Annotated in this window: 14 protein-coding genes and 1 rRNA gene; 5 read left to right on the forward strand and 10 right to left on the reverse strand. The window is 63.1% G+C overall.

The window, feature by feature from the left end:
* The first annotated feature begins 29 nt into the window (after positions 1 to 29).
* Both E1809_RS07015 and E1809_RS07020 read left to right on the forward strand, forming a co-directional pair.
* The gene (locus tag E1809_RS07015) at positions 30 to 998 is read left to right on the forward strand and encodes an HhH-GPD family protein (RefSeq protein ID WP_133203500.1); all 969 of its coding nucleotides are present in this window, start codon (positions 30 to 32) and stop codon (positions 996 to 998) included.
* Between the two features lie 120 nt (positions 999 to 1,118).
* On the forward strand, positions 1,119 to 1,607 hold the full coding sequence (locus E1809_RS07020) for a hypothetical protein (protein WP_133203501.1): 489 nt from the start codon (positions 1,119 to 1,121) through the stop codon (positions 1,605 to 1,607).
* 50 nt (positions 1,608 to 1,657) lie between these two features.
* Here E1809_RS07020 and dhaM read toward each other — a convergent pair whose 3' ends face one another.
* The 9 genes from dhaM to lysS all read right to left on the reverse strand — a co-directional run bounded on the left by dhaM (position 1,658) and on the right by lysS (position 12,347).
* On the reverse strand, positions 1,658 to 2,344 hold the full coding sequence (gene dhaM / locus E1809_RS07025) for a dihydroxyacetone kinase phosphoryl donor subunit DhaM (protein ID WP_133203502.1): 687 nt from the start codon (positions 2,342 to 2,344) through the stop codon (positions 1,658 to 1,660).
* Positions 2,341 to 2,991: a dihydroxyacetone kinase subunit DhaL gene (gene dhaL, locus E1809_RS07030; RefSeq protein WP_133203529.1), complete on the reverse strand. Its 651-nt coding sequence runs from the start codon at positions 2,989 to 2,991 to the stop codon at positions 2,341 to 2,343. The genes dhaM and dhaL overlap by 4 nt, the downstream gene beginning before the upstream one ends.
* 2 nt (positions 2,992 to 2,993) lie before the next feature.
* Positions 2,994 to 3,995, reverse strand: a complete 1,002-nt coding sequence (gene dhaK / locus E1809_RS07035) for a dihydroxyacetone kinase subunit DhaK (protein ID WP_133203503.1) — start codon at positions 3,993 to 3,995, stop codon at positions 2,994 to 2,996.
* 497 nt (positions 3,996 to 4,492) lie between these two features.
* Positions 4,493 to 5,002, reverse strand: coding sequence for an amino-acid N-acetyltransferase (locus tag E1809_RS07040; protein WP_133203504.1), 510 nt, complete (start codon positions 5,000 to 5,002; stop codon positions 4,493 to 4,495).
* A 54-nt stretch (positions 5,003 to 5,056) separates the two neighbouring features.
* The gene (locus tag E1809_RS07045; RefSeq protein WP_205754122.1) at positions 5,057 to 7,162 is read right to left on the reverse strand and encodes a S9 family peptidase; all 2,106 of its coding nucleotides are present in this window, start codon (positions 7,160 to 7,162) and stop codon (positions 5,057 to 5,059) included.
* Between the two features lie 111 nt (positions 7,163 to 7,273).
* The gene (locus tag E1809_RS07050) at positions 7,274 to 9,766 is read right to left on the reverse strand and encodes an ATP-dependent Clp protease ATP-binding subunit (protein ID WP_133203506.1); all 2,493 of its coding nucleotides are present in this window, start codon (positions 9,764 to 9,766) and stop codon (positions 7,274 to 7,276) included.
* 406 nt (positions 9,767 to 10,172) lie between these two features.
* Positions 10,173 to 10,499 carry a histone-like nucleoid-structuring protein Lsr2 gene (locus E1809_RS07055; RefSeq protein WP_133203507.1) on the reverse strand — a complete coding sequence of 109 codons (327 nt, stop codon included), beginning with the start codon at positions 10,497 to 10,499 and terminating at the stop codon, positions 10,173 to 10,175.
* Between the two features lie 142 nt (positions 10,500 to 10,641).
* Positions 10,642 to 10,815: a hypothetical protein gene (locus E1809_RS26595; RefSeq protein ID WP_165962235.1), complete on the reverse strand. Its 174-nt coding sequence runs from the start codon at positions 10,813 to 10,815 to the stop codon at positions 10,642 to 10,644.
* Between the two features lie 2 nt (positions 10,816 to 10,817).
* Positions 10,818 to 12,347 (reverse strand): lysine--tRNA ligase, encoded by a 1,530-nt coding sequence (lysS, locus tag E1809_RS07060; protein WP_133203508.1) that lies wholly within the window; start codon positions 12,345 to 12,347, stop codon positions 10,818 to 10,820.
* A gap of 77 nt (positions 12,348 to 12,424) precedes the next feature.
* Between lysS and E1809_RS07065 the strand changes: the two genes are divergently transcribed.
* Genes E1809_RS07065 through E1809_RS07075 form a run of 3 tightly spaced genes read left to right on the forward strand, consistent with a single transcriptional unit; the run spans position 12,425 to position 15,030 of the window.
* Entirely contained in the window at positions 12,425 to 13,288 is an 864-nt protein-coding gene (locus E1809_RS07065) for an alpha/beta fold hydrolase (RefSeq protein WP_133203509.1), read from the forward strand.
* A 22-nt stretch (positions 13,289 to 13,310) separates the two neighbouring features.
* Entirely contained in the window at positions 13,311 to 14,165 is an 855-nt protein-coding gene (locus E1809_RS07070; protein WP_133203510.1) for an alpha/beta fold hydrolase, read from the forward strand.
* 31 nt (positions 14,166 to 14,196) lie between these two features.
* Positions 14,197 to 15,030, forward strand: a complete 834-nt coding sequence (locus E1809_RS07075; protein ID WP_133203511.1) for an alpha/beta fold hydrolase — start codon at positions 14,197 to 14,199, stop codon at positions 15,028 to 15,030.
* Between the two features lie 82 nt (positions 15,031 to 15,112).
* Here the strand turns inward: E1809_RS07075 and rrf are convergent.
* Positions 15,113 to 15,229, reverse strand: a 5S ribosomal RNA gene (rrf, locus tag E1809_RS07080).
* Positions 15,230 to 15,338 lie beyond the last annotated feature (109 nt).

Here is a 15,338-nt window from a genome sequence, read left to right on the forward strand (position 1 = left end):
CCCGCCACAAACCCCCGACGAGGAAACCCATGTCATTTCCAGGCGCCGCAAAACTTGCCGGCACCCGCCCCCTCACGGACCTTCATCTCGCCATGCGGAGCTGGTTCGCCGAAACCGCCCGGGTGCTGCCATGGCGGTCACCGGACTGCAGCCCGTGGGGAATCCTGGTCAGCGAAGTAATGCTTCAACAAACGCCTGTGGTCCGCGTCCTTCCGGTCTGGGAAGACTGGATGGAACGCTGGCCGGAACCGGCGGACCTCGCCAAGGAACCTTCGGGGGAAGCCGTCAGGCATTGGGGCAGGCTTGGTTATCCGCGCCGCGCGCTCAGGCTCCACGCAGCCGCCGTCGCGATCGTGGAAAAGCACGGCGGCAAAGTGCCGGGCACCCATGCCGAACTCCTGGGGCTTCCCGGCGTCGGCGACTATACGGCCGCGGCAGTGGCGGCTTTCGCGTTCGGCCAACGCGAGACAGTGGTGGATACGAACATCAGGCGCGTGCATGCCCGGCTCATTTCGGGGCTGGCCCTGCCTGCTCCGTCGCTGACGGCCTCGGAGATGCGCCTTGCCGACTCCCTCATGCCGGACGACATCGAGTTATCCGTGCGCTGGAACGCTTCCGTCATGGAGCTCGGAGCGCTCGTGTGCACGGCCCGTTCCCCTAAATGTTCCGACTGCCCCGTCAGTGAGTCCTGCGCGTGGCTCGCGGCCGGCGAGCCCCCGCCCACGTACACGCCGAAGGGCCAGGCGTGGCACGGCACGGACCGGCAACTCCGGGGTGCTGTCATGGCCGTGCTGCGTGTTGCCGATTCGCCAGTAGAGCCGGAATGGCTCGAACGTCCTGCGACGGATCTTGGCTTCGCCGCAGCCGGAGCGGCCGTGCCGCTGGCTGCCCTGCACCGCTTGAACTTCCCGCCCGAGCAGCTGGAACGCGCCCTCGAGGGCCTTGTGCGCGACGGTTTGGCAGAAATGCACGACGGCGGCCTGCGGCTCCCGGCCTGAGCTTCCTTTAATCGCCTCCCGAGGTCGCGGCACTGCAACACCCAGTGGACATCGGTAACGATGTGCCCGCCAGTTCCCTGCACAGCATTCCGGTTGCCTGCGGCGGGAATACGCTCAAGTATGCGCAGGTTCTGGTTCGCCATCGCGTTGATCTCGACGGCGGCGCTCGGTTCGGGGTGCCAGCCTGAGGTCACGGCATGCCCGGCGATCGCCGCGGCTCCCGTAGTGTCGTTGACCCTTACCGCCAATTACGTTCCGAGCGTTAAAGCAGTGCATTTGAAGGCCTGCCAAGACGGCCAATGCCACGAAGCAGACCTGGAGATGCGCCCGGGCAGCGTATCCGTCCCCGCCCCGTGCACGCCACAACCTGCAGGAGCGTGTTCATCAGTGGCATCGTCCGATGGCACCAAGTACGGATACTTGCAAATGGGTTCCCTGACGGCCTCGCCCATTCAGGCCGAAGTAACGGGAATTGCCGCCGACGGCACTCCCCTGCGCACCCGCGCCCTGGACTTCACGCCCACCGCTGCGCAGCCTTGGGGAGACCAATGCCCGACCATCATCACCGCGAGCCTCTTGCTGGATGCAGCGGGGCTGCGCCAGCAGTAGGCCCCGGAGGCCAGCGACCCCAGCTCATGACGACCTTAGGCTCACCAACCTCAGAGCTCGCCGAACCCCTCTTCAACGAGGCGGCGGACGTATTCCACGGCTTTCGAGGAATCCTTGCCCCATGCCTCGACTTTAACCTTGCCGCCCTGGCCCACCGCAAGGCTCATGAGCTCCATGATCGAGGTTCCATCAACGCCGTTCACCGTGGCTTCGACGTCCAGCCCGGCCAGTCCCCCGGCTATTTTCGCGGCTGGCCTCGCGTGCATTCCCATGGGGTTGATGAGCTCGAATACCCCACTGTCTATCGGTTCTCCCCTTCCTTGGGAGTCCTCCGCAGTATCCGAGGGCTCCGGACCGAACCGCACGGACTCAGCAGCCAGCTTGACCTCGGCCGCGGACGAACCGCCTTGCGCGGCCACCGCCGCGGCTACCAAGCCTTCAACGAGCGGAGCATCCGCGAGGAGCACCTTGTCCGGCTCGCTGCAAAACTCGAGAGCGGATTCTGCCGTCATAACGGCAGAACCAAGATCAGCCAAGACCACCAGGCCATCCCCGGATGCCTCTTCAAGGCCGGCTTCGAACGCGGCCATGGCTTTCTCCAGGTCCGTGCCAATCCGGTCATCGTCCGTGCCGCCCACGGGGTAGAACTTCACGTCCGGGGCCATTTGCGCAGCCAATTCCACCGAACCTTCGGCAAGCTTCCGGCTATGCGAGACCACCACCAAACCCACCGTCATTCAGCAGGCCCTTCTGGGAAGCCGGCGGCAGTGGCGGCCGCACGCAACAATAATGCCGTTGAGGCCGCCCCAGGATCGCGGTGGCCCGCACTGCGTTCCCCGAGGTAGCTTGCCCGCCCCTTTCGAGCGACCAGGGGATCAGTTGTCACAGCCCCTACTTCGGCAGCCTCAGCAGCGGCAGCCAGTACCTCGACGGCGTCTCCCCCCTCGGCGAGAACCTCTCCCGCAGCGTTCACCGCCGGGGACCAAGCATCCACCATTGTTTTGTCGCCCAGTTCCGCTTTGCCACGAGCGACGATTCCGTCCCTAGCTGCAGTCAGCGCTTCCGCGATCGCCGCGGCATCGATTTCGGCACTGTCCCCGAGGGCAGTGGCGGCACGGAGGTAAGCCGTCCCGTACAGCGGGCCTGCGGCTCCACCAACCTTCGACATGAGGGCCATGGCAGCCAGCTTCAACGCCGCCCCCGGAGTTTCAGGAGGAGTCTGTGCCAGCTTGTCCAGGACGGCCTGGAACCCGCGGTCCATGTTTTCGCCGTGGTCGGAGTCGCCGATCGCCCGGTCCAACTCGATCAGTTCAGCCCGATGCTCTGACATGACCTTCGCGGAGAGCGTCAGCCATTGGATTGCCCAGTCGACCCCCAGCGCCACAGTCACATCCCCCACCGCAGGGCCGGCGTGTGGACGGGCGCATCCCAGAGGGCCGTCAGTTCGTCGTCGAGCCGCAGGACCGAGATGGAGCAGCCTTGCATTTCCAAGGACGTCACGTAGTTCCCCACCAGGGAGCGCTCCACCTTGACTCCTCTTTCGCCAAGGATCTGGGCTGCACGCCGGTACACAATGTAGAGCTCGCTGAGCGGTGTTCCGCCCATCCCGTTGACGAACAACAGAACCTGCTCGCCGGACTTGATCTCGAGGTCCTCAAGTACGGGATCGAGCAAGCGGCTCGTAATGCCGTCGGCGTCCTCCATCGGGATCTTGTGCCGACCGGGCTCCCCGTGGATGCCGATGCCGATTTCGATTTCGTCCTCGGCAAGCTCAAAGCTGGGGACCCCTGCGTGCGGCACTATGCAGCCTGACAAAGCGACGCCCATGGTGCGCACATTGCGAACCACTCCTTCGGCAACGCCAGCGACGGCGTCTAACGAATCACCACGTTCAGCGGCCGCACCTGCGATTTTCTCCACGAGCACGGTTCCGCCCACGCCCCTCCTACCGGCGGTGTACAGGGAGTCCTCAACGGCAACGTCATCGTTGACAAGGACGGAGCGGACGCTGACTCCCTCCGCTTGCGCCATCTCCGCGGCCGTCTCGAAGTTCAAGACGTCCCCCGTGTAGTTCTTCACGATGTGGACGACCCCGGCCCCCGAATCGACCGCCGTGGTGGCCGGAATGATCTGGTCCGGAGTAGGTGAGGTGAAGACGGCACCCGGCACGGCGGCGTCGAGCATTCCATGTCCAACAAAGCCGGCGTGAAGAGGCTCGTGGCCGCTTCCGCCCCCGGAAACCAGAGCTACTTTGCCGGCTACCGGAGCGCCTTTGCGGACAATGAAGATGGGATCCGTGTGGACATCGACAAGGTCGGCGTGGGCCATGCCGAAACCTTCGACAGACTCCTCCACTACCGCGCGGGGATCATTGATCAGCTTTTTCATGGCGTACTCCTGGGGAGTTTCTGGCAGGTGATTTGACCCTACTACCTGCTCCACCGCCACGGTAGTAGAGGGCTCCCTATGTGGAAAACGTTGGCCCACCATGTGGGCTGCATCCGCAAAGGGCATCCCAAGACGCGCGAAGGGGACGGCCTAAGATGGCCGTCCCCTTCAGGAAATCAGTTGCCGCGGGTCAGCGCGGCGGCCCGCCGACTGTCATCCGGCTGGTTCCGAGCTCCGGAGTCGCGTCGAGGGCTGTGGCCTCCGGCCAAAGGTCGGTGCAAGCCGCGCGCATGCAGCCCCCGGTGCCTTGCTTGCGCGAGTCAGATGCCGCCCGATGACGCGGCATTTCTATCTGGAAACCTGAAAAGTCTGGAAACATAACGTGGTACATCATTTCTCGCCTCCACAGATGATGGTCCGCCGCAACCGAACCTCAATCATTTTATCCATCGAGTTGATATAGGTAAAGACCTCATCCACGCCAAAAACAGGCGACGCTAGAGGAACTTGATCATGCGGGTGTTCCCCAACGTATTGGGCTTGACCCTCGCCAAATCGAGGAACTCGGCCACCCCTTCGTCGTGCGACCGCAGAAGTTCCGAGTAGACCTGGGGATCCACGGCCGTCTGGTCAGCCATGACCTCAAAACCGTGCCGCTTGAAGAAGTCCACCTCGAACGTCAGGCAGAACACCCGTGCAACACCCAGGGCCCGGGCTTCCTCGAGGAGTGTCTCGACAAGTGCGTGGCCGACCCCCTTGCCCCTCCATTCCCCATCGGCAGCCAAGGTGCGCACCTCCGCCAGGTCCTCCCACATAACGTGCAGGGCCCCGCAACCTATCACGCCGCCGTCGGGAGCCTCGGCAATCTTGAACTCCTGGAGGCTCTCGTAATACGCCACCGTTTCCTTCGCCATCAGGATTCGTCGTTCCGCCAGCGGCGCCACAAGCTTCTTGATCGCGGCAACATCGCCGGTGCGGGCAGGGCGGATACTGAACGTCGAAGTCACAGCCCCATCCTATGTCGAGCATGCCGCCCGCCCGCTCCGACCACGAAAGGCCCGTTACAGGCCCAGATCCTCCGGAAGCGCGACGTCCTGGCCAAGGACCTGCTTGCCGAGGAAGTGCTCCACGACGCCGTACCAGACCTTGGCGTGCTGCGGTTGCAGGATCCAGTGGTTCTCGTCCGGGAAGTAAAGGAAACGGTGCTGGGTCTGCCCGGAGTCGTCGGCAGGAAGCCCGGAGCTGGACAGGAGCTCATACCAAAGGCGCAATCCTTCGCCGATCGGCACCCGGTAGTCCTTGTCTCCGTGGATCACGAGCATGGGCGTGTTGATGTTTCCCACGTGGAGATGAGGCGAGTTCTCCATCGCCATTTCGACGGTCATTTCCTTGAGCCAGTATTGTGAAACGTCCGTCGTCGGCCCGAACTGGTCCAGGGCCCACAAACTGGCGTGAGTCACGATCGCCTTGAAGCGATCCGTTTGCCCTGCCACCCAATTCGCCATGTACCCGCCGAACGATCCGCCCATGGCCGCGGTCCGTTCCTCGTCGATATCCGGGCGCGCAACCACTTCGTCAGTGATGGTCATCAGGTCAGTGAAGGGCGACTTACCCCACTGACCCCACCCGCGCTGGATGTAGTCTTGCCCGTACCCTGTGGACAACGCCGGATCCGGAAGCAGTACGCCATAACCCTTCGAGACCAGCAGCCAGGGATTCCAGCGCCAAGTCCACGCGTTCCACGAGCCCAACGGCCCGCCATGGATCCACAGGAGCAATGGAGCGGGTTCCTGCGCTCTCGCGCTGTCAGGGAGCGCCAGGTAGGCGGGAATGCGCGCGCCGTCCGCCGCGACGGTTTCCACACGTTCAAGCTTTCCCTTGATTTTTGGGCGTTCAGCCGGGGCCGGGAGCCGCTCGACTTCTCCGGTGGTCAGGTCGATCCGTGCAGCTTCCGACGGGAACTCATACGAACTGCGCAGTGCGAAAGCGTTCAGCCCGTCTGGAGAAGCCACGACGTCGGTATAGGCGGCCGTGTCGAGCGTCACCCGGGTGACCGTACCGTCCGGGACGGTCACCCTGAAGACCGGGGTGGCGCCGTCGTCGTCCGCTGTGACCAAAAGCGAGCGTCCGTCCGGAAGCCAGGCCGCCGGCGTTCCCCAGCGGTCCCAATCCGGCGCCAACGGCACAAGATCCAGCATTTCGGGACCGGCCAGGTTCAAGACGTGAAGCGTAACCCTTGGAGCTTGCTCAGGCGTGCTGTCGCTCTCGCCTACAACCGCGATCATGCTGCTGTCAGGGCTGACCGGCCCGGGAAAGTAGCTCATTCCTTCCTGGTCAAGCAGCACCTTGATCGATCCGGAGGCCACGTCCACCGCGGCGAGCACAAAGCGGGAGTCCGCCTTAGCGAGCGGTTTGGCCATGCTCGTGTAAATCGTCTTGCCGTCCGGACTCACCACGGCTTCCGTGTTGCGGAGGTTGCCTGCGACGTCGGGTGTCAGGTTGCGCAGTTTGAGCGGCGCGGTGGCATCTACAGTTGCGGGCTTCGTGGACGCCGTAGCGTCATCCGCGGCCTCGACGGCGAACAAGCGCGGCTGGGCGGGCCCTAGATCGGCGTCCCAATAGCGGACCGGGTATCCGGTATGGAGGATGGCCGATACCTTGTTGTCCTTGCGGCTCTTACGCCGCTCCTCATCGTTTTCCTCGCTCGTGGAACCGGCCAAAACGGGAGCCGTCACGAATGTCGCGCCGGCCTTCGACGCGGCCATGACACTCGCGATGCCGCCCGCGCGCGAATACACCACGCGGGCCTCTCCGCCGTCGTCGGGCAGGAGCCACAACGAACTTACCGGCTCCGCTTCGGGGCTTTCGGGGTCGGGTCGGGCTGAGGTGAAGTAGAGGTCGCCATTTGCAGCGAACGTTGCTCCGGCCTCGCCCTTGGCGCTGCGCGTGATCCGACGCGCATGCTTCTTTCCGGCAGGATCAAGCTCCCACAGGGCAGTGACGTATTCCGTGCCCTTGGAATTGAGCGTGGAAACCGTGGTGACCAGGCGGGTTCCGTCCGGGCTTAGGGCTAGTCCACTGACCCGTGGGATGGCCAGGTAGTGGTCCAGATCATGGAAAGGAGTTTCGGGTGGTGTGCTCGGGGTCTCTGAGTCATTCGAATCCATGATCTGATTCAACACTCAATGTGCCGCACATCACAAAAGAACCCTCCGGCGGACACGCAAAAGCCCCGCCCGCTCCTCATGGGAGCGGACGGGGCTTCCGTCGGTCGGATACTAGGCGCTGGGCGCGATCTCCGGGATGCGCGGCTTGGCGTTGCCCGCAAACGTGAACTTCGCTTCGTCGCCTTCGCCGTCCACGTCGACCACCACGATATCGCCCTGGTGCAGTTCTCCGAAGAGGATCTTCTCGGACAGCTGGTCCTCGATTTCGCGCTGGATGGTGCGGCGCAACGGCCGGGCACCCATCGCGGGATCGTAGCCGCGGGTGGCCAAGAGCACCTTGGCGGCCGTGGTGAGTTCGATGCCCATGTCCTTGTCCCGCAGGCGTGCCTCGAGGCGCGTGACGAACAGGTCCACGATCTCGATGATCTCGGCCTGGGTCAGCTGCGGGAACACCACGACGTCGTCAACACGGTTCAGGAACTCGGGGCGGAAGTGCTGCTTGAGTTCTTCCGTGACCCGTGCCCGCATCCGGTTGTAGCCGGTGGTGGTGTCGGTGCCGGACTGGAAGCCCGTTGCCACGCTCTTCGAGATGTCGCGCGTTCCAAGGTTGGTGGTCATGATGATCACCGTGTTCTTGAAGTCAACGACCCGGCCCTGGGAGTCGGTCAGGCGGCCGTCTTCGAGGATCTGCAAGAGCGAGTTGAAGAGGTCTGCGTGCGCCTTCTCCACTTCGTCGAAGAGGACCACGGAGAACGGACGACGGCGGACCTTTTCGGTCAGCTGCCCGCCCTCTTCGTACCCGACGTAGCCCGGAGGGGCACCGAAGAGGCGCGATACCGTGTGCTTCTCGGAGTACTCGGACATGTCCAACGTGATGAGGGCATCCTCTTCACCGAACAGGAACTCCGCGAGGGCCTTGGCGAGCTCGGTCTTTCCGACGCCGGTGGGGCCGGCGAAGATGAACGAGCCACCGGGACGCTTGGGGTCCTTGAGTCCGGCACGGGTGCGGCGGATGGCCTGGGACAGTGCGCGGATGGCCTCGTCCTGTCCAACAACGCGCTTGTGAAGTTCCTCTTCCATCTTGAGCAAGCGGGAAGACTCTTCCTCGGTGAGCTTGAAGACCGGGATGCCGGTGGAGTTCGCAAGAACTTCGGCGATCAGGTCTTCGTCAACCTCGGAGACATCATCCATGCCGCCGGACTTCCAGTTGCGTTCCTTCTCCGCACGCTCGGCAATGAGCTTCTGCTCCTTGTCGCGAAGGGAAGCGGCACCTTCGAAGTCCTGGGCGTCGATGGCGGATTCCTTCTCCATCTTGACCTCGGCGATGCGCTCGTCCATGGCCTTGAGCTCCGGCGGAGCCGTCATACGGCGGATGCGGAGCCGGGCACCGGCTTCGTCGATCAGGTCGATCGCCTTGTCCGGTAGGAAGCGGTCCGAAATGTAGCGTTCGGCCAGCTGCGCGGCGGACGCCAGGGCGCCGTCGGTGATGGTGACCCGGTGGTGGGCCTCGTAACGGTCGCGCAGCCCCTTGAGGATTTCGATCGCGAGGGCGACCGAGGGTTCCTTGACCTGGATCGGCTGGAAACGGCGTTCGAGCGCGGCATCCTTTTCAATGTGCTTGCGGTACTCGTCCAGGGTGGTGGCACCGATGGTCTGGAGTTCACCGCGGGCAAGCATCGGCTTCAGGATGGAAGCGGCGTCAATGGCACCTTCCGCCGCACCGGCGCCCACGAGCGTGTGGATCTCGTCGATGAACAGAATGATGTCGCCACGGGTCCGGATTTCCTTGAGGACCTTCTTCAACCGCTCTTCGAAGTCACCGCGGTACCGGGAACCCGCAACGAGGGATCCGAGGTCCAGCGTGTAGAGCTGCTTGTCCTTGATGGTCTCCGGGACATCGCCGCGGACGATCGCCTGGGCAAGGCCCTCGACGACGGCGGTCTTGCCGACGCCGGGCTCACCGATCAGGACGGGGTTGTTCTTGGTGCGGCGGGAGAGGACCTGCATGACGCGTTCCATCTCCTGCTCGCGGCCGATCACGGGATCGAGCTTGTTTTCGCGGGCAGCCTGGGTGAGGTTGCGGCCGAACTGGTCCAGCACCACCGAACCGGCCGGGGTGCCCTCCTGCTGGCCAGGGCCGGCGCCGGTGCCTGCGGTTTCCTTGCCCTGGTAGCCGGACAGCAGCTGGATGACCTGCTGGCGTACCCGGTTGAGGTCTGCGCCAAGCTTGACGAGCACCTGGGCGGCCACCCCTTCACCCTCGCGGATGAGGCCAAGCAGGATGTGCTCGGTACCGATGTAGTTGTGGCCGAGCTGAAGGGCTTCGCGGAGGGAAAGCTCAAGTACTTTCTTGGCACGCGGGGTGAACGGGATGTGACCGGACGGGGCTTGCTGGCCCTGGCCGATGATCTCCTGTACCTGTTCGCGGACGCCATCGAGCGAAATGCTCAGGGACTCAAGCGCCTTGGCTGCAACGCCTTCACCCTCGTGGATCAGACCCAAGAGGATGTGCTCGGTACCGATGTAGTTGTGGTTGAGCATGCGTGCCTCTTCCTGGGCAAGCACAACAACGCGACGGGCACGGTCCGTAAATCTCTCAAACATTTCGCCACACTCCTAGCTACGACGTACTTTGATGCTACGTGGCAACGCAAGAATTTTGTGGCGTGTTCGCCACAGGGGAAACATGACGGCAACCGGGAATAAAGACAACCGAGATGCCGAAAGCCCTGCAAGCCTGGCGGCAGCAACCCGAGCCACCACGCCCGGCCACTCCGCCGGGCGATCGATCACAAGCGCCCGGGCCGCCCCGTTCGCTCTCTTGAGGCCGAACGTCCGGTTCTCCGATCACAGCAATCTTGCCGATTGCATACCGGATATTTACAGCGGGATCTGCATAGATTCCAAAAGGCTAAGTCTTCGAGCAATGGAGTCTTCTCGAGCAAGCCCACAAGAACGGGCCGGAAATGACAATACCCCGGCCCATGGGCCGGGGTATTGATACGAGAAGTCAGGAATTGGCCTTCTGGTAGGCTTCCTGAATTTCGGCCTGAATACGGCCTCGGCTGTTTACGGTATAGCCGTTCTCGCGTGCCCATTGGCGGATCTGCGCTGAGTCCTGGCTTCTCCCCGCGGAAACCCGGCCTCGCGTGACACGACCTGTAGAAGTCTTGCGTGCCTTAGCCACAAACGGCTCGAGAGCGCCACGCAGCTTGGCCGCGTTGGCACTGGACAGATCCATTTCGTAACTGACGCCATCAAGGCCGAAGCGGACCGTTTCGTCCGCGGAGCCTTCATCCAGGTCGTCAACGAGGATAATTTTGACTTTCTGTGCCATGAAAAGACTCTCTTTTGGAGGGGCTGGATATGCGGAATAGCTAGACTACTTATAAATGATTATCGTCCAGCACAAGGCGCACGTCAAAGGCACACGCAGGGAAAGGCACTATTAAAATTTTGCCGAAGCTCCGCGAAAGAGGCTATTTGGACGGCGTTGAACCATCGGCCGGCTTCGCAATTCCGAAGCCGGCTTCTTCCTGGGCGCGGGCCTCTGCCTGGCGCTCCGATTTATCCGCGTTGAAGATAGCCTTCATCGCAAACCAAAAGAGAAGTCCGACAACTACGGACGGCGCAAGTACTGCAATGTATTCCATGGTCAGTGCCCTTCGGGCTTGAGGAGCGGGAACAGGATGGTCTCCCGGATACCCGCTCCGGTGAAAAGCATGACCAAGCGGTCGATGCCAAGGCCGATGCCACCCATCGGCGGGGCGCCATATTCAAGGGCGCGGAGAAAGTCCTCATCCAATTGCATGGCTTCGACATCGCCCGCCGCCGAACGACGGGACTGTTCCGTGAGGCGTTCGCGCTGAATGACGGGGTCGATCAATTCCGAGAAAGCCGTGCCGCGTTCCATGCCGCCGATAATGAGGTCCCATGCCTCAATCAGGCGGTCGTCTTCACGGTGCGGACGGGCAAGGGGCTGCGCGGAAGGCGGGTAATCGTAGACAAACGTGGGATTGAGGAGGGTCGGTTCCACAATCTCCCCGAAGAGTTCCACCACGAGCTTTTCTGCATCCCATTTGGGATCCACTTTGACTTCGTGCTTGGCGGCAATTGCCTGGAGCTCAGGCACAGTAGTGTCGGGCGTGATCTCTTCCCCGATGGCTTCGGAAAGCCCGGGGTAAACCGCGACCCAAGCCCATTCGCCGTCGAGATCAATTTCCCCGGCCTCGGTCTGGATAGTCCGCGTGCCGACGACGTCGGCGACGTTGAGGATGATTTCCTTCATGCGTTCTGCCATGACGAACTGGTCCGCCCACGCCTCATAGCATTCCAGGGTGGTGAATTCGGGACTGTGCGTGGAGTCGACGCCCTCGTTGCGGAAGACCCTGCCCATGTCATAGACACGGTCAATTCCGCCTACTACTGCGCGCTTTAGGAAAAGCTCGGTGGCGATGCGCAATGTCATCTTCTGGTCGAAAGCGTTCATGTGCGTTTCGAAGGGGCGCGCGGTTGCCCCGCCATGGACGAGTTGCAGAATAGGCGTTTCCACCTCGACATAACCGCGGCGGTCCAGGGTGTCGCGGACGGAACGGGTAATCGCAGCGCGCGTGTAAACCATCTCGCGGGCTTCATCGCGAACCATGAGGTCCACGTAACGCTGCCTCACGCGGGTTTCCTCGTTCAGTTCAGCGTGCAGCACAGGCAGGGGGCGCAGGGCCTTCGACGCCATCGACCACGAATCGGCCATGACCGAAAGCTCACCGCGGCGGGACGAAATGACCTCGCCCTTAATAAATACGTGGTCCCCGAGGTCGACCAGCGCCTTCCAGTCCGCAAGGGCTTCCTCTCCGACGCTCGCGAGGCTGAGCATCGCCTGCAGGCGAACAGCCTTCCCGTCCACTCCACCTTCCTGGAGGGTGGCGAAGCAGAGCTTGCCGGTGTTGCGCACAAAGACGACGCGGCCCGTGATACCCACCGTGTCCCCGGTGGTTTCGTCCGCTTCAAGGTGGGCGTACTTCTCGCGGATTTCCGCGAGGGAATGCGTCCGCTCGACACCCACTGGGTAGGCCTCGGTGCCGCGCTCGATCAGCTTGCTGCGCTTTTCCATGCGGATGCGCATCTGTTCGCTGGCGTCGGCGGGCTCTGGGGCTGAGTGCGGGGAAGGGGTGTTCGCGGAAGTCACAATCCCCAAGTTTACCGGGGATTCCTAGGAGTTCCCTAGCCGCCCCCTGTGGGGCCGTCCCGACGTAGACTCGGGCTGTGGAGACGTGGACAGTTGAAACGGACGACGACGGCGGCCTGCTTGAGGTGCACTCCTTCGGCAACGCGGGCGGTGCCGCCTTTCCGGGCGCCCCGCGCGCGACGTCGGGACCCGGCGTCGTACTTGTTCATGGCACCTTGGTGACGGACTCGCTGTACTGGCAATTCGCGCGGCACCTCAGCGCTTTGCTCGGCAGGCCGGTGCACACGTACAACCGTCGCGGACGCGGCGGATCGGCGCCGCAGCCGAGCGACTACTCCGCTGAGACCGAAATCAACGACCTGACTGCCGTGATGAAAGCGAGCGAATCCACTGAAGTCGTCGGGCACAGTTTCGGCGGTTTCGTAGCCCTCCAAACTGCTCGTCTGGGAGCGATATCCCGCTTGGTCACCTATGACGCGGCCGTGTCTTTTTCCGGCAGCCTCAATGGCCGGTGGCGCCCGGAGCTGGAGGAATCACTGACGGCCGGGCAACTAGACCAGGCATGGGCCCACCTGGTGCAGGGGCTCGGTACCGCCGGTCCTATTTCCTACCTGCCGCTCGGGGCGCTTCGCTTGTTGAGCATCCTCTCGGCCAAGACCCGCTTGGGATACGAAATGCGGGGGCTCCTGCCCGCCGCGGTCCTCGAGATGCATGCAGTGCTCGACGCCGAGAGCAGCGTTGAAGACTTCGCTGACTTGGATACGCCCACACTCATGCTGAGCGGCGGATGGAGCCCGGCCTATTTCGCCGCTATTGCGCGGCAAGTGGCCGCCGTCGCCCCGGCGGTGGAGTCCGGCGTCGTGCCTTTCCATTTCCACGACGGCCCGATCCGCCCAGGCAAGCTGCTCGCTGAAAGAACTGCGAAGTACCTAGCGGCCTGATAGGCCGCCCTAGGATAAACAGGTGAGAGAACGCGACGTCCCGACTCCCGACGGCGGCAAGCTTGCCTTGTACAGCTACGGCGCCGACGACGCTCCCGGAGAACGGCGCGTGGTTCTGGTTGGCGGGGCGTTCCTGACCGCGCTTATTTATCGGCCTTTTTCCATGGAACTTTCCAAAAACCTCGGCGAAGATTGGGCGGTTGATATCTATGACCGCCGCGGACGCGGCAATTCTTCGCCGCTGCCGGCCGACTATTCCATGACAACGGAAATCGACGATGTCCGGACAATCATGGAGGCCTCCGGCGCGAGGAACATCCTGGGCCACAGCCTCGGTGGATCCGTGGCGCTCAACGCTGTCCAGGAATTCGTGGGAACAGGCTTCGAGCCAGACAAGCTGGCAGTGTACGATGCCGCCGTCAATATCGATGGCAGCATGGATACCCGCTGGGTGAAAGGCTTCGCGGAGTCGGTGGACAGCGGCCGCATGGGACTCGCAATGGCACGCTTGAAGAAGGGCATGGAGGCCGGAACCGCCCTCTCCAGGGTTCCGGAGCCCATCCTCGCGGGCCTCATGGCGGCCGTCTCGCGGACGAAGGTCAACAAGCTCATGCGGGAGCTCATGCCGACGGCGGTCGGCGAACTCAAGGCTGCCTTCGACGAAGGGAAACAGCCCCGGGACTTTTCCGTGCTGCCGGGCAATACGTGTTTCATGGTGGGCTGCAAAAGTCCCGCCTATTACAGGGTCACGGCCAAGCGGCTGCACGATGCCGTTCCCGGAAGCAGTTTGGTGGTCTCGCCCAAGGGCTTCCACGGATCCGTTCCCGCCGCTGTGAAGGAACTTGTGACCGACATCTCAAGCTATTTCAAGGACTGACGGAACCCCGCCGCTCGGTTAGGCTCGGAGCATGACGCGCGAGAAGATCACAACAGCCGATGGCGGAACCCTCGAGCTCTTCACGACCGGGAGCGGACTGGCCCCCGGCGGTTCCGGAGTGGTGGTGGTGCCCGCTTCCATGGTCACGGCCGCGGACTACTCCAGGTTCGCCCAAAAACTCAGCGCAGCCCTTGGCCGGCCTGTCCACACCTTCAACCGCCGCGGCCGCGGCGAGTCGTCGCCGCAGCCGCAGGACTTCACCCTCGACGTCGACATCCGCGACCTCGCCCAAGTCATGAAACACACCGGTAGCACCGACGTCTTCGGGCACAGCTTCGGCGGCACCGTAGCCCTTCACGCTGCCCGTTCCCTGCCGGTGGAGCGCCTCGCGGTCTACGACCCCGCCGTCTCCGTCAATCACAGCGTCAAAGCCGACTGGACAAGCGAATACGAGCGTGCGACGGCGGCGGGAGACTTTGATCGCGGCCTCGCCGTACTCGTCAAGGGCGTGGAAACCGAAGGCGCCTTCGCGAGGATGCCGCTTTCGATGCTGACCCTCGTCAACAAGCTGACGGCCGGCACCCCCATGGGCAAACAGATGCGCGACCTCATGCAGGCCGGAGTCCGGGAAATAAAGGCGATCATCGCGGCAGACATGCCGGCGGAGCCGTTTCTTGAACTGCCCTTGGAGACCCTCATTGTGGTCGGCGAAAAGAGCCCGGCTTACTTCGGCGTGGCTTGCGGACAGATCCACGACGTCCTATCGGGGTCCAGCTACACGATCCTGCCAGGACACGGCCACGACGGAGCAATCAAGGCCCCCGACAAACTCATTGCCGAACTGGCGGACTTCTTCGCGGGGTAGGTTTTTTCGCGGGTGGGGTTTTTGTGGTTAAGGTGGGAGACCCCCACACCGGGGTGTGGGGGTCTCGACCATTTTGAGTGTTGTCCGGCGGTGTCCTACTCTCCCACACCCTCCCGGGTGCAGTACCATCGGCGCTGTGGGTCTTAGCTTCCGGGTTCGGAATGGGACCGGGCGTTTCCCCCACGCTATGACCGCCGTAACCTTTTCACCCGGCCCTGCCCCCGGTGTTGGGGGTGGGTGGGAAAACTGTGGGTTACAACATGTGGTGTTGTTATTCAGTTATTTTGGTTCCGGTTGTTGTTCGGGAA

This window comes from Arthrobacter terricola, from assembly GCF_004354015.1.
GTDB lineage: Bacteria > Actinomycetota > Actinomycetes > Actinomycetales > Micrococcaceae > Arthrobacter > Arthrobacter terricola.